Origin of the sequence: Streptomyces sp. NPDC057565 (assembly GCF_042801455.1) — a bacterium.
Classification (GTDB): Bacteria; Actinomycetota; Actinomycetes; order Streptomycetales; family Streptomycetaceae; genus Streptomyces; species Streptomyces yanii.
The window spans coordinates 44,789-58,974 of record NZ_JBHVFU010000026.1 but is presented as its reverse complement, the minus strand read 5'-3'; the positions used below and the strand labels follow the sequence as shown (position 1 = coordinate 58,974).

Genomic DNA, 14,186 nt, shown 5'->3' with positions numbered 1-14,186 from the left:
TTACCTCCTCTCCTGCCACCCGGTCAGCCTGCGCTCGGCGAACAGCAGGCACCGGTCCATGGCCAGGCCGACGGCGCCGATGACGACGAGTTGGACGAACATCGTGGGCAGGTCGTAATAGAGCTGTGCCTGCTGCATCCGGAAGCCCAGGCCGCTCTGGGCCGCGATGAGTTCGGCGGCGACGACGGTGGCCCAGGCCGCGCCCAGGCCGATCCGCATGCCGACCAGGATGAAGGGGGTCGAGGCGGGCACCACCACGCCCAGGAACACTCTCCCGTCCCCGGCTCCGAGTACCCGGGCGGCGTTGACCAGCGTGGAGTCCACCGACACCACGCCCTGGAAGGTCGACACCACCGAGGAGAGGAACGCGGCCAGGAAGATGACGAAGACCTTCGGGGTCTCGCCGATACCCATGAGCACGATGGCCAACGGGATGATCGCCAGTGGCGGCACCATCCGGAAGAACTGCAGCCAGGGCTCGACGAGACGGCGGACGATCGGATACCAGCCCATCGCGAAGCCGATCGGCACCGCCAGGGCCACACCGATCGCGTAGCCGGTGAGCACGCGCCTGAGGCTGGCGCCGAGGTCGCTGAAGAGGGTGCCGTCGCCGATCAGGTCCCAGCCGCGCTTCAGCACCGGCAACGGGCCGGGGAAGCCCTGGATACCGCTGTGGGCCAGCGCGATCCAGGCCAGCAGGCCGAGGGCCGCGGAGCACACGGAGAGCAGGATCTCGCCCGGGCTCGGCCTGCCGGACCGGCGCCGGGTGCGGGCCGGCGCCTCGGCGGCGGTGGACCGGGGCGCGGTCGCGCCGGTCTTCATGGGGACGTCCTTCGGGGAGTCCGGTCGCCGGCCCACTCCGGCGGCTGCCGTGTCCTGTCTCATGCGACCTCGTCCGCGACTCCGTCGACGTCGGGCGCGCGGCCGCCGCCGATGTCGGACATGTAGCTCATCCACGTGTAGGCGGGATCCCCACGCCGGAGCAGCTCCTGGTAGAGACGCGCCGTCAGGTCGCTTCGTACGCCGGCGTACGCGGGGGCCTCGTGGACGTTGTGCAGCTCGTGCGGGTCGGCCTCGAGGTCGTAGAGCTCGTTGACGCTCTCGGGGTTGTAGACGAGCTTGTGCCGGCGGTCGCGGATCATGCGCTGCGAGTACGGAAAGTGGTGGCCGTGGAATTCGGTGACCACCTGCTCGCGCGTGCCGTCGGCCGGCTCGCCGTGCAGGACGGGCAGCAGGCTGCGTCCGTCGCACTCCGCGGGAGCGGGAAGTCCCGCGAGGTCGAGGACCGTGGGATGCAGGTCGATGAGGGTGGCGAAGTCGTCGCGGACCTGCGCCGGGCAGCCGGGTATCCGGACCAGGCCGGGGATGCGGTAGATGTCCTCGTACATGGCCGGTCCCTTGTCGTTGAGCCGGTGGGAACCGGTGAACTCGCCGTGGTCGGCGGTGAAGACCACCGCGGTGTCGTCCCACAGGCCGTGGGCCTTCAAGGCGTCCAGGAGACGGCCGACCTGGTGATCGATCATCGTCACGTAGCCCCAGTAGACCGCGATGAGCTTGCGCCAGGCGGCGGCGTCGAAGTGGTCCGCCGACCAGTAGTCGGCGTAGCGGCGCTGCACGTCCGGTTTGCCGGCGAAGGTCTCGGCCATGGAGGCCGGCAACGGCACCGACGCGGGATCGTACATGTCGTAGTACTCGTCGGGGATGAGGTACGGCAAGTGCGGGCCGAACCAGTTGCAGGAGAGCATGAACGGCCTGCCCTCGCTGTGCCAGTCGGCGGCGTAGCCGTCGAGCAGCTCCAGCGTCCGGTCGGCAAGGTATGCCTCGATGGTGGCCTCAACGGGCTGCTGGAGGCGGCCGGCGATCAGGTGGCCGCGGCCGGTGCCGTTCGCCGCCGAACCGAAGACCGGGTCCTTGACCGCGAACTGCGGGTACCCGCGGCTCTCCAGCCAGACCTCGTAGGAGGGGTGGTGGACAGGGTTGAGCGCCCCGGACAGGTGCTCACCGTCCATGGCGTAGAACTCCGGGCCCCGGGTACGGCCGATGTGCCACTTGCCCACGTGGCCGACGTGGTAGCCGGCGTCCAGGAGGGGCTGGGACAGCACCGGCGTGCCGTCCTCGACCTCGTCCCGGGCGCCGCCATTGCGCTCGGGGTTGACCAGCAGGCCGTGCCGGAAAGGGTGCTGGCCGGTGAAGAGCGAGGCGCGGGCGGGGGTGCAGATGGCGGTCGGGGTGTAGAAGCTGTCGAACCGGGTGCCCTCAGCCGCCACCGAGTCGAGTGCGGGGGTGTCGACCACCGGGTTGCCGTAGCAGCCCAGGGTGTCGACCCGGTGCTGGTCGGTCATCAGGAACAGGATGTTGCGAACTGGCACGAGCGGGAGACCTTCCGGTCGATTCAGGTGAGGAGGCGCGGAGCCGGCGGGCACCACTGGCAAGGGGCCGCGGGAGGGCGGCGACACTCTTTTTTCCTGAGTCGGATCATATTCAGGCCAGCGCTGCTCCACAAGAGGTTCGACGGCGGCATCACCCGCCCCTTCGGGCCGTCCCGTATGTAGAACGGCCACGCGAAGTGCTCATCTGGGCTCGATCGGGCCGCCACCTACCCGCCTTTAGGGCGAACTCAGGAAGAAATGGCCGAGCACTCCGCTGTTCGCCGAGGCGCGGGCCGGGCTCGGCCGTCGGGACGCGCTGGTGGCCGGACCGCTTGTGGCAGTCCGGCCATCAACGTGACGAGGGCGGGGTCAGCCCTTTCCGGCGGGCACATCACCGCCGAGGACGGCGTGGTAGCCGGGTGAGGCGTTCTGTCCGCCGTCGACCCCGCCGAGCACCGTGCCGCGGTCGACGAGTCGGACCGCGTCCGGTCCGACGCCGGGCTGCTCGGCGGTGATCGCCAGTGCGATCGTGTTGGCCCCTCGGGCCTTGAGGAACCCGGAGGGAATGACGAACTCGTCCTGGGGGCCGACGTTGTTGACGTACTGTCCGGTGTTCCAGCCGTTGACGAAGATCTGTACCCGGTACTTCGCCGCGCGTCCGGAGGCGTCCTCGATCCGCAGGCCGACCGCGGTGTCGGTGTCACGCGCCAGGTTCAGGTCGACGACGGTGGAGTACCAGCGCACACCCGGGCGGTCGCTCTTCAGCGCGGTGGTCGTGGCCCAGGAAGCGGTCGGGGATCCCGGCAGGTGCCAGCCCTTCCGCTCGCCGTACAGGCCGCCGTTGTTGTACAGGCCGCGCACGGGATCGACCGGGTCGGGACCGCCGACCGCGCCCTGGATCCGCCACTGGACCGTGCCGGCGCCGGGAACGGCCACGTCGGCCAGGCCCCGGCCGCCCTTGGAGCGTCCGTCGGCGGACCAGTCCTCGTACTGGCCCATGTTGCGGACCAGGATCGCGAGCACGGCGGGCTTGCCCGGTTCCGTCAGGCCGGCAGGGACCTTGTAGGTGGCGGCACCGTCGCCCTGGGCGCCGAGGTAGGTGCCGTTGAGCCACACCAGCGCGTCGCCGGCGGTGCCGGTACGGGCGGTGACAGTCACCGTGCTGCTCGCCGTCGTGGGGGTGTAGTGGCCGCGGTACCAGGTGTCGCCCTCGTGGAAGCCGTACTCGTCGGTGTCGAGCACCACGCCCGAGGCCGCGCCCGGACCGTGCCGAGGATTGTCGGCCGTGGTGCGGCCGGCCCTCGCCCAGCCCGAGTCGTCGAAGCCGGGGGTGCGTTCGGGGTCGGAACCGGCGGTACGCCACTGTGCGATCGCGGGCATGGCCGGGGCCTGCGGACCGGGAAGCGTGGCCACCAGGGCGCCCGCCGCGTCGCGGTGGGCGGGAACCCTGCGGCCGTTCCAGCTGAGCACGGCGACGTCCCGCGGTGCGAAGACACGCAGCCGCCCGGCCGAGCGGGTGTCGCCGGTCAGGTCGAGGCGGGTTCCAACAAGGCGTGCGGTGCGGGCGAGTTCGGGGCCCTGGACGAGGACCTCGCCCTTGCCTGTGTCCAGGTGCCAGGTGTTGGCGATCGTGTCCCGGTCGGTGAGCAGGACGGTCAGGTCGTGGCCGTCGCCGCTGACGCGTACGGAGGCGGTGCCGCCGTGGGTGTAGTTGAGCCGCAGGTCGCCGCGGGCCGCGTCCCAGGTGGTGGCGACCGGAGCGCCGTCCAGCTGTGCCACCTTCGGCCGGGAGGCGTACCGCAGCACGGTCTCGCCGTCCTCGCCCTTCGTGCCGTCCAGCACCAGCAGGTCGTTGCCCACCGACAGCCGGGTGAGCACCTGGGAGGTGGAGTACACCAGCCGGTGCGGGCCGAACGCCCAGTCGGCGACGATGGCCTTGGCGTCGCGCCCGTCCAGCGTGATCGCGGTGCCGGGCTGCTGCGGGACACGGGGGTAGCCGGTGGGCGAGGGCTGCGGCGCGGGCGGGGTCGTGGGGGTGGTGTCGATGGCGTCCACGGAGACGAAGGTGCCCTGCGACGCCGGGTCGCCCTTCTTGCCCGTGACGACGATCCTCAGCGTGTGACGGCCCGGTCCGAGGTCGTCGGCCTCGTACTTGACCTGCTGGAACACCGCGGAGGGCGCGTAGCTGTCGACCGTGGCCTTCTTGACGCCGTCGATGTAGACGTCGGCTGTGCCGTGATTGACCGAGTCCGGTCCGATCCAGCGCACCACCGGTCCGTCGAAAGTGACCTCCAGGCTGTCGCCGGCCTTGTCGGAGAAGGTCTCGTCGTCCTTGTAGTCGCCACTGGTCCAGCTCTGGCCGGAGGCGTGCTGCCAGGAGCCGGTGTATGTGAGGGCGTCCGGGCCGGAGTCGTTCCAGCGGTAGGAGGCCGGTCCCGGCGGACCGGGGACGGTGCCCAGGTCCAGCGGGAAGGTCACCTTGCTGGTCGAGGTGTCGTTGCTGTCGGCGTGCCGCAGGGTGATCAGCCGGGCGCCGTGACCGGAGACGGAGGTGGAGGCGGCGTCCTCCGCGGACAGCCGCTGCCCGACCGCGACCTTCCCGCCAGTGGCGGTGACCGGGGGCGCGGTCACCGCGCGTGCGGAGGAGAGCGGCGCGACGGCCTGCTGCAGGTATCCGAACTCCTTCTGCACCGCGAGCTTCGGGGTGATCCGCCGGTCCTCGGAGAGCGCCGCGCCGTAGTCGTAGGAGGTGAAGCCCGACCCGGGGTCACCGGTCCAGCCCCAGTTGGTACCGCCGTACTCCATGTAGTGGTTGAACATGGTGACACCGTTGGCCAGGTTGTTCACCGCGAACTGCCGGGTGAAGGCCGGGTCGACGAACTTGGCGCACTCACCGGTCTGGAAGTCGCGGCCCCACGCGGTGAACGCGCCGCCCTGACCCTCCGCGATGAACACGGGTGTGTCCGGCGAGTACGAACGGACGCGGGACTCGAAGTCGCCGAGCCGCCCGCGGCTGCCCTTGCAGTCGAATCCGAGGGGGTAGGTGTCGAAGGCGTACAGGTCGAGCTTGGAACCGCCGGGTCTGCCGGGCGCGTTCCAGCCGTGCCCGTTTCCCCAGTCGTTGTGGAACAGCGGCACCGTGATGCCGTCGTCCCGGACGGCGCTCTGCAGCTTCTCGATGTAGTCGATCCGCTGGGCGGAGTGGTCGATCTGCTCGTTCTCGACCTGGTAGGCGATCACGCTGCCGCCGCCGTCGGTGATTTGGTGGCGGGCGATGATGCGGTTGACGGCCTTCAGCCACTCCAGGTCGGCGGCCAGGTTCTGCGGGTCGGACGTGCGCGAGGCGCCGCCGTAGGTGGTGGTGTACGGGGGCAGGCCTCCCATGGAGGCCTCGGCGTTGATGTACGGCCCCGGACGGGCGATGACGTACAGGCCCTCCTGCTCGGCCATGGTGAGTAGGCGGTCGATGTCGCGGATGCCGGTGAAGTCGTAGGAGCCCGGCTTGCTGGAGTGGTAGCCCCAGAAGAAGTACAGCGAGACGGCGTTGAACCCGGAGGCCTTCATCTTCTGCAGGACGTCCCGCCACTGGTCGGGGCTGGGCAGCCGCCAGTAATGGAACTCTCCGGACCAGATGTTGAGGCGCTTGCCGTCGATCTTCAGGGAGTCGGCGTCCCAGGTCACCGTGTGCCGCAGGCCGTCGTTGCCGGCGAATACCGGCGCCTGCCGCGCGGCCACCGGCACTTGGGGAGGTGGCGCGGTCTCGGCTCCGGCCGCCGTCGTGGCCGACGCCGTTGCGGCCGGCGCCGCGAGCGCCAGCGCGATTCCCAGCGCCAGACGGCGTACAGCGCCCCGTCGGCGCGTTCTGGAAGAGGGAGGGCCACTCGTACGGCGAGTGCCCGTGGTGTGAGTCATTTCTGTCCCTTCTGCGGGGTTCACGCAGTAGCGATTACGTTGCTTGCTTGCGGTGTGCGCCTCGGCGCGGCCGTCCCTCCGCGGCCTGCGGCGGGCAGTGGTGGGCGCGCCAGGTATGTGCGGCCATCGGGCGAGCTACTGCGGGACTTCTTCCGAGAGGCCCGTACGAGAGCAGGCCGGGCTTCCGAGAGCCGCTCGGAGTGTCGGATGTCGATGGACGTACGGAGCAGGCTCCCCGGGGCCAATGGTTACGACCGGGAAACAACACGTCCCGACCACGTCAAACACGCATGCGTGCCTGCCGGCCGAGGAGTTGCGGCGCGTGAGGAGTCCCGACGGAGCTGCGGGCGGACACCTCGGCCATCACGCATGCTCCCGCGAGAATCCGCAGCGGGGCCGTGCAGGCGGGCGTCACCGAGGCCACACCGCGGCTCGACGGCACCGCCGGACAACACCAGGGGCGACGCCCGGCCGGAAGTCGGACAGGCGCGCCCGTGCGCGGAGGTCAGCCGCCCTGAGACCGCGACGGCCCGGGGGCGAGCCGGGTCCGCGTCAGTCACGCAGCCGGGCTGCAGGCGCCGTTCCCACCTGTTCCACGACCATGGCCCGGAATTCCTCGAGCGTCTCGGCCGGCTTGGGGGAACCCCAGGTCTGTTGTGCGAACACCTGCAGCCACTCCTGCAGCAACCGCGCCACTTCGTCCTGCCCCATGGAGCTGGGTGAGTCGCACCAAACGGACAGATGGGCGCCGAAAACCGGTGCGTGCTCCGGCAGGTGGTAATCACCCGCGCTGCCGGCGGCCCCCATGAACGTCCGTGAGGTCCAGCGCTCGTAGATCCCCCGCGGATTCTTGTAGGGGCCCGTTCCGAGACCCTCCGACGTGAGAATGAAGTACAGGTAGTCACCGTTGGAGTTGATGACCTCATGTCCGGCAGTGACGTATTGCCCGGCGTTCGGTTTTGCCGAGTTCCAGCGTATCCAGACGTCGACCTGGGTACGCGGGTCGACGCGGTTCACGCCCTCGCCCGGATGGACGTCGTCGTTGAACATGCGCGCCGTCTTGCCCTTCGACCGGACCACATCGGCGAGTTCGTTCATGTAGAACTCGTATCCGTCGTGTGCGGTGGCCGAGCTGTTTCCAGTCACGTCCCGTGCGTACTGCACCAGTTGCGGCGCCGTCCGGTCCGAGACGACATCCGGTCCCGTCCCCTGCCACGGTGCCGGGAAGAACTCGTCGCCGCCGAGGTGGAAGACAGGTCCGTCGAACAGATCGCACATCTCGCTGACGATCTCGTGGACGAGTCGCCGCGCGTCCGGCTTGCTGAAGTCCAGAAAGCCGGAGTGTCGGGTGCCGTTGGCAAGTACAAGTTGGTACTCGGGGTGGAAGGACAGGATGTGGTCCATGTGACCCGGAGTGTCCACGTCGACATTGACATGTACGTGATATTTCTGCGCGAAGGCCAGGATCTCCCGCACCTCCGCTTTCGTGAGGTGCTCCGCCGAGACGATCTCCGGATGCGTCTCGCACTCCACTCGAAAACCGAGCCCCTCGGAGATGTGGAGCTGGAGCGCGTTCATCTTCAGGAACGACATCTCGCGGATGAGAGCCTTGATCCAGTCCGGTGTGAAGTACTTCCGGCCCAGGTCAAGCAGCAGGGACCGCTCGCTGAGGGCCGGCCAGTCGACGATCCTGCCAGCGGGCAGGCCGCTGCGCAGCACCTGCACCAGCGTCCTGGTGCCCCAGAAGACACCGACGGCGGTCGGGGACATGACCGTGACGGCCTCGTCGGTGACGATCGAGTACGCCTCCGAATGCTCGGCCTGGTCCACCTCGCCCAGTCGCAGGACGATGTCGTGCGGCCTGGAGTTCCGGGACACGGCCACCCGCGGAGCCCGCGTCAGGTGTCCTTCTGCCACCAACTCCTCCGCGAGCACCTCCGCTGCCGGCCGGAGATCGCGTGCCGAAGCCGGGTGCAGAACGATGCGCGTTGCCGGAACGAGTTCCTTCGCGACCGCCCCGGCCTCGAATCGCTGCACGGCAGGCAGGACCGTCGGCGGGGCCGCTTCCGGGATGGCCGGCCCTGCGCCTGCGCCTTCGGCGACGCCCGCGAAGGCAGGGGTCCTCGTTCCGGCCAGAATGGGAAGGGACAGGCCGGCGGCCACAAAGCCCCGACGGCTCACTCTCGACTGCTCCATCGTGCGCGTGCTCCTCTCGGTGGAACCTCGTCCTGGCGCCGCCTCCGCTGCCGGGCCTCTCACCCGCCCGGCATCGGGGCGCGTCGCGTCCGCGTGCCGGTCTCAGGCGGGGCGGCCTCCGACGTTGATCTCCGCGGCGCCGGCGAAGGCGTTGGCGAGTTGCTCACCGACACGCGCTGCTTCACCCTGTGCGACGACGGCGAGAGAGGGACGCAGGACGAACGGCTCATCGCCAGCCGCATCTTCCACGACGACCGGGCGCGGAACGAGCGCGGTGGCCGCCGCCGCGGGCGCGGCCTCTCGGCACTGGCTGCCGCCGGCACACCCGCCGGGCCCACCAGGATCGTGAGGACCGCCGCGACCAGCAGACGCGGAGCGCGACAGCAGGATGGCACAGGACTTCTCTGCACTCGCAATGGCACGGGGACTCCCTGGACGGCAATCAGCGATGCACGTACATACTTGAAAAGCCTGAGTTCCATTCAGTTTCGAGCAACTTAGCGCCACGGACCGGAGTGGTCTAGTCCCTTCACACGGCGAAGGTCTCGACGTACTCATCGGCCCCACCCAGTTCTGGCTCGTCGCGCAGCTCGATCCGTTCTCCTAGGTACCTGTTTCTGATCCTTACCGACAATGTGCCCCTGGACCGCTCACACTTCGTCTACGCGAACGGGCAAAGAGGTTCAGCTTCATCGGCAGCAACCGGATTGAGGCAGAGTCACGTGTACGGTCAGCACCACCGCGAGTGGTCAGCAGCTCGGAGGGGCGCCACAGCTCACTGAACACCCTCCCGGTATGAAGATCATGGTGGGAGGCCTCGCCGCCGTGGTGGGCTTGGGGGCGGTTGCCTCGCTCGTCAACGCGCTTGCGGGACGGACTACGCAAACTCGGCCTTCCCCTTCAGAGGGCCCCGACCTCGTCGATCCGGCACCTCGTCCTCCAAGCCCCGGCCCCGTCATCGCCAAGGCCCTCGGTTACCACGACAAGACCGCCGCCCGCCTGGTCACCGAGGCTGGAGGAACCTGCGCTCGATAGGCCCCCGCCGACCACTCACGCTCACGATGAACCCGCTCCGAAGACGCCATGGCGGATCTGGGACAGTCCTCCACGCACGGCTGTTGCAGTGGCATCGAGCTCACTGCGCTCACGCACTCGCCACTCGGCATCCACTCGAAACCCATCATCCGCGAACCGCGGAAATACATGAAGGTGCACATGGAAGACCTCCTGGAAGGCGGCCTCGCCGTCGGCCAGGAACAGGTTGACGCCCTCACAACGGAGACCCGAGCGACGCAGTGCCCGCCCAAGACGGTGTGCTACCTCCCAGACCCTCGCCCCGGTCCGGACATCCAGGTCCTCCAATCCGACTGCGTGGGTCCTGGGAACGACCAGAAGATGGCCAGGAGTCACAGGTTGAAGATCCATGAAGGCCAGCACTGTCTCGTCCTCATGGACGAGACTGGCCTCCTCTTCTCCCTGAGCGATGGCGCAGAACACGCAGTCCACAATGCCCACGGCTGGCTCCCCTCCCGACGTCGTAGCCACGAAGAGTAGCCGGAGCAATGGCAAGGTCGGCGAATACGCGACACCTCAACATGCGGGCCCACCAGTCAGCCCCAAGGCCGGAGACCCATCCGCAGCCACGATCAGCCCCATGCGTCGATCGCCTTCACGATCAGGACGCGCGCATCCGCGCCATACACAGCCATGCTCCGTAGCTGCTCGAACGCCTTGAGGCAGAGCCCGATTTCGCTCGGCTGCGCGATGTTCACCTACGCGGACAGGAGCTCCCCGGAGACGAGGGCGTCGTCGTAGATGTGGAAGGTCTCCTGCGGCCAGAGCGCCCGCTCCCGCGTCGCCATCGGGATGATTCCCAGCGACACCGCGGGTAGCGCCCCGACGGACAGCAGGTGCCCGAGCTGGGCGGCCGCCGACTCGGCGGTGCCGAGCTGGAAGTACAGCACCGACTCCTCGACGAGAAGCAAACACCGATGCCCCGGCTTCCGAATGACCTGGGAGCGTTCGACCCGGGCCGCGGCCGCCTCCGCTCCGCCGTCGGGGATACGCACCCTTCGACCCGGACACGGTGGCGGCGGGCTCGGCGTTCGAGGCGCCACGCACCCTGCCGGTGGGCATCCCCCACGTGCCGATCGACGGGCGGTACGTCATCGAGGACGCCGCCGCACGGACCTGCTCGCAGCCGGCCCGTACGGCGTACGCCCTCTGCGGACTAGGCCTGGGGCACGGGGAGTTCACATCCCTTGCGGCCCAGGTCGAGCTTGCTGCCGTCGACGACGCACGGCACGATCCCGTAGGTCTCCTGCGCGTAGCGCGTGCCGTGGCGGACGGTGATGAGCCCCTTGCGGTCGACCTCGCAGGGGTTGTTGAGCGTGCACTGCTCCCCGTCCTCGTTATGGGTGTTGTTGACGGCGATCACGCGTCCGGTGTGGTCGTCGATCACCGGGGAGCCGGAGGTGCCGCCGATGGTCTGGCACTCGGGCGTGTAACGCACCGAGTCCTTCCAGGTCCACCAGTACTCCTTGAGCTGGTCCACGAACCCGTCGACGGAGCACTTGTACTGCTTCTTCCAGTACCCCGACGTCACGGTGATCTCGGTGTTCTTGCGCGGGTGGCGCGGGTCGAGCAGCAGCGGCCGTACGTGGTACTTGCTCTCGATCTCGGCGTAGGTCGTGGTCGTCCGGTACAGCGAGATGTCGGTGTCGGTCATCGTCGCGTACGAGATCTGGTCGGCCTGGAGCGTGCCGAGCACCCCGGCGTCCTCGTCGAGGAGCTTGAACGTGCGGGTGGACGGCCGGTCCACGATGACCTGGCCGGCCTTCGGGAAGCCGCCCTCGATGCAGTGCCCGTTGGAGAGCACGAGGGCGGGGTCGTCGGGCTGTGACTGCGGGGTGCGCACGACGGAGCCGGAACAGTTGCTGAGCGCGACGGTGCCGGCGAACGTGACGGGCGCGTCGTTCGGTCTCGCGCGGGTGCCGGCGTCCCCGCCCGCGGTCCCGGCGACGGCGGGTGCCGCGCCCGCGCCGACCAGGGCGAGCGCGAACGCAGCGCCGGTGAGCGCCTTGCCGATCCTCGGTGAGCGACGTGTCGTGCGTGTCATCGGTGCTGCGGGTGACATTGGGTGGAGCCCCCTTGCCGACGCCGGGTGTGACGTCTGTAGCCGATGGTTGCCGTGCGCATTCTTCGGTGCCGACGGGCGGCGGGACAAGGGGTGGGATCAAGTCCGTTTCCCCCCGCGGTCCGCAGGCGCGGAGGACACGGGCACGGGCCGGGCCCGGTGCACATGCGGATCCGAACTCGCGCTCAGGGTGCGCGACTTGGTGCTCCCCCAGGTCACGTCGGCTCCGGCAGGGTCACCGGAGCGGCAGGCGGGATGGCCGAAGCGGTGGACGGGGGGTGCCGGCTCAGCGCACCCCCGTCCGGCCGGAACTGGCGGTTGATCCTGGGCCCGGACGCCCGCGCCGACTTGGGGATCGCGTGGTCCCAGGTGCGCCGGCAGGAGCCGCCCATCACGATGAGGTCGTCATGCCCGAGGGCTCTGCGCACGGTCGGCCCGCCGCCCCTACGGGGCGGAGCAGCAGGTCACGAATCTGCTTGACGTCCCATGGAGCGCCGAGGGGTGGCGAGTGATGAATCCGTGCAAGGTTCGCGTTCCGCCGGAGTTCGCAACAATGGATTTTCCCGCACGAGCACATAGATCACGACAAGATCGAACATTCACCCCTGGCGCACTTGTTCATCCCGCGCTTCACTCCTGACTCATGAAACGACAGATCACGTCCATGCTCGCCGGACTGGTGCTGGCCGCCGGATCGGCGTTCGGCGCGAGCCCGGCGGCCGCGGCCGAGCCGGTTCCTGTGGAGTTCGGCACCGACTGGCACGACCCGCTGACCGCGGCGCCGGCCATCGAGAAGCCCGACACCCGATCCTGCGAAGTCACCGTCGCCGAGGCGCAGTTCCGTGATTTCAAGCCGTACAGGGGAAGTTACGCCCCGCCCATGGAGTGCGGAGACCGCTGGAGCAAGGTGGTGCTGCGCCTCGACGGAAAGGTGAAGGGCCGTCAGTACGACCGGCTCGGCTACCTCCGTATGGGCGGCGTCGAAGTGTTCCGTACGTCCACGCCCGAGCCCTCCGTCGACGGGATCACCTGGTCGGTGGAGAAGGACGTCACCCACTACAGCGACACACTGCGCCGCGAGCAGCCCGTCGAAATGCTCATCGGCAATGTCGTCGACGAGACATACACCGGCGTCATCGACGTCAAGGTCACACTGACCTTCTATGCCGCGAAGGGCAGTACGAAGGCCGCCGAGACGCCCGACAAGGTGCTCCCGCTGGAGGGCGCCACGCTGACCACGCCGCGCAACTCCGAGCGCATCGTCGCCGAGGTGTACGCCACCGGATCCGGCGGCGGCTGTGAGGAGTACTGGTACTTGACCGTGCCGGACGCCGCGTCCTACTCGTGCAAGGCGGACAAGGGTCCGTACCGCGAGGTGCAGGTCAAGGTCGACGGCCAACTCGCGGGAATCGCGGCGCCGTTCCCGAACGTGTGGACCGGCGGCTGGTCCAACCCCTTCCTGTGGTACGTCGTTCCGGCGCCGCGTGCCTTCGACGTGAAGCCGATCGAGTACGACCTGACGCCGTTCGCGGGCATCCTCAATGACGGGCGCGAGCACCGTGTCGAGGTGTCGGTCGCGGGCCTCCCCGAGGGGCAGAGCGGCTGGAGCACACCCACAAACGTCCTCGTCTGGCAGGACGAGGGCAGCGAGCACGTCACCGGGGCGCTCACGAAGCACGATCAGAACGATCTTTCAAACTCGACGACGATCACGCCCGGTTCACTGAACCGGCTCGACACCAAGGGTGGCCACCGGCTCACCGTCGTCGGCTATGTGAACACCTCGCACGGGCGCGTGGAGACCACCGTCTCGCGCACCGTCGCCAATACCTCAGCCCACCACTGGACGGAGGACGAGAACACCGACGGGCTCACGTCGCGCTGGGACGACGACGAGACGGTGACCGTGGACGGCCGCGGCCCGGCGCGGGTCGCGCACACCCATCGCGTCTACACCATGGACGGCGAGACCACGATCGGCACGGACAACCGACTGCGCACCGTCCTCACGCTCGGGGACCGCGCGGACACCTCGGTCGTACGCGCCGGCAAGCGCATCTCCTGGTCGCGGCTCGACGATACGTACACCGGCGACGCCACCTGGACGCTGGGTGTCCCTCGTGACCAGCGCCATGCCGTCGGCACGTCGAACGAGCGCTACCGGCTGGACGGGTCGGAGGGCTGCTACGACCGCACACTACGGACCGAGCAGGGCGCCCTGACGGAGGACCGTACGGGCTGCTGAGCCCACGCGGGGCCCGGCTGCGCGTGCCGGGCTCCGCGCTCTCCAACTCATGTGATTTCGAATGTCAGTTCGCTTCGACCGCGATACGACCCCCGGATGAGAGCTTGCAGCCGGCCGCCCCGGATCAGCCCGAGGCTGCGGGTGCCGACACATCATCCGGCCTGGTCAAGCAGCTGCTCATGAGGGGTTTCGCCGAGTTGGTCCCGTCGGGGGACTTCCATCCTTCCTCCTTCGGAGGGAATCCCCGCCTTCGGGCGGGAAGGGAGTCTTCGCGAGTACCAACGTGCTGCTTGACCTGGCCGGATGATTAATCGGCACCCGCACTGCC

General features: G+C 69.0%; 8 protein-coding genes and 3 pseudogenes. 2 read left to right on the top strand and 9 right to left on the bottom strand.

The window, feature by feature from the left end; all coding sequences use genetic code 11:
- The 7 genes and pseudogenes from ACFU8W_RS32235 to ACFU8W_RS32205 all read right to left on the bottom strand — a co-directional run.
- Positions 1-822 carry an ABC transporter permease gene (locus ACFU8W_RS32235; protein ID WP_384044772.1) on the bottom strand — a complete coding sequence of 274 codons (822 nt, stop codon included), beginning with the start codon at positions 820-822 and terminating at the stop codon, positions 1-3.
- A 59-nt stretch (positions 823-881) separates the two neighbouring features.
- Positions 882-2,369 carry a sulfatase-like hydrolase/transferase gene (locus ACFU8W_RS32230; protein WP_384044627.1) on the bottom strand — a complete coding sequence of 496 codons (1,488 nt, stop codon included), beginning with the start codon at positions 2,367-2,369 and terminating at the stop codon, positions 882-884.
- A 369-nt stretch (positions 2,370-2,738) separates the two neighbouring features.
- On the bottom strand, positions 2,739-6,281 hold the full coding sequence (locus ACFU8W_RS32225; RefSeq protein ID WP_384044624.1) for a beta-galactosidase: 3,543 nt from the start codon (positions 6,279-6,281) through the stop codon (positions 2,739-2,741).
- A gap of 552 nt (positions 6,282-6,833) precedes the next feature.
- On the bottom strand, positions 6,834-8,477 hold the full coding sequence (locus ACFU8W_RS32220) for a family 20 glycosylhydrolase (RefSeq protein ID WP_384044621.1): 1,644 nt from the start codon (positions 8,475-8,477) through the stop codon (positions 6,834-6,836).
- A gap of 102 nt (positions 8,478-8,579) precedes the next feature.
- A complete protein-coding gene (locus ACFU8W_RS32215; RefSeq protein WP_384044618.1) occupies positions 8,580-8,726 on the bottom strand; it encodes a hypothetical protein in 147 nt (48 codons plus the stop codon).
- Positions 8,727-9,533: 807 nt separating this feature from the next.
- Entirely contained in the window at positions 9,534-9,992 is a 459-nt protein-coding gene (locus ACFU8W_RS32210) for an HIT family protein (protein WP_384044616.1), read from the bottom strand.
- Positions 9,993-10,123: 131 nt separating this feature from the next.
- Positions 10,124-10,534, bottom strand: a pseudogene (locus ACFU8W_RS32205) (Scr1 family TA system antitoxin-like transcriptional regulator); the annotation flags it as partial.
- Between ACFU8W_RS32205 and ACFU8W_RS32200 the strand changes: the two are divergent.
- Positions 10,525-10,711: pseudogene (locus tag ACFU8W_RS32200) on the top strand (D-aminoacylase); the annotation flags it as partial. The pseudogenes ACFU8W_RS32205 and ACFU8W_RS32200 overlap by 10 nt on opposite strands.
- Here the strand turns inward: ACFU8W_RS32200 and ACFU8W_RS32195 are convergent.
- Positions 10,708-11,565 (bottom strand): serine protease, encoded by an 858-nt coding sequence (locus tag ACFU8W_RS32195; RefSeq protein ID WP_384044769.1) that lies wholly within the window; start codon positions 11,563-11,565, stop codon positions 10,708-10,710. The pseudogene ACFU8W_RS32200 and the gene ACFU8W_RS32195 sit on opposite strands and share 4 nt — an antisense overlap.
- A 344-nt stretch (positions 11,566-11,909) precedes the next feature.
- A pseudogene (locus tag ACFU8W_RS32190) lies at positions 11,910-12,082 on the bottom strand (alpha-ketoglutarate-dependent dioxygenase AlkB); the annotation flags it as partial.
- A 174-nt stretch (positions 12,083-12,256) separates the two neighbouring features.
- Here ACFU8W_RS32190 and ACFU8W_RS32185 point away from each other — a divergent pair.
- Positions 12,257-13,858, top strand: coding sequence for a peptide-N4-asparagine amidase (locus ACFU8W_RS32185; protein ID WP_384044613.1), 1,602 nt, complete (start codon positions 12,257-12,259; stop codon positions 13,856-13,858).
- The last annotated feature ends 328 nt before the right edge of the window (positions 13,859-14,186 follow it).